This is a genomic window from Marinobacter salinexigens, assembly GCF_008370345.1.
Taxonomy (GTDB): domain Bacteria; phylum Pseudomonadota; class Gammaproteobacteria; order Pseudomonadales; family Oleiphilaceae; genus Marinobacter; species Marinobacter salinexigens.
The window spans coordinates 1-530 of record NZ_VTUU01000096.1; the positions used below are offsets into that span (position 1 = coordinate 1).

A 530-nucleotide genomic window follows, 5' to 3' on the forward strand; every position below is an offset into this window, starting at 1 on the left:
CGACGGGCCCTGGCGGTGTATAGCTAGCTTGAATTATAGGAGGTCATCCTCCTTGTGCGTCTCGATGACGACGTCGGAGGTGGGGTACGCAGCGCAGGTGAGCACCCAGCCGTCGGCGACCTGGTTGTCGTTGMGGAAGMTCTGGTCGSACTSGKCGACGGAGCCGGAGACGACCTTGCCGGCGCAGGAGGAGCAGGACCCCGCGCGGCAGGAGAAGGGCAGGTCGATGCCTTCCTCCTCGGCGAAGTCCAGTATGTAGACGTCGTCGGGCACCTGCAGCTCCACCTCCCCCTCCGGCGTGATCAGCTTCACGTTGTAGGTGGCMTGCGCGCGCRGCAGCTGGCGCCGCATGGGGGCCGCCAGCGGCTTGGCAACCGCGACCCTGAGCCTGAGTGGGGACGAGAAGCAGGGCGGCGGCGCGCGGAGGATGCTCATGCTCAGGGCGGTGGCGGCCATTGGATGGCGATGGAGGATGGACTCACTCGACTGGCCGGCCGGGCGCTAGCTGCTGCGACTACACACTACACGAC

Annotated in this window: 1 protein-coding gene; it reads right to left on the bottom strand. The window is 67.1% G+C overall.

Going from position 1 to position 530, the window contains the following annotated elements:
• Positions 1-33: 33 nt before the first annotated feature.
• Complete coding sequence (locus FWJ25_RS20820; RefSeq protein ID WP_149601887.1) at positions 34-351, bottom strand: ferredoxin; 318 nt, start codon at positions 349-351, stop codon at positions 34-36.
• Between the last annotated feature and the right edge of the window lie 179 nt (positions 352-530).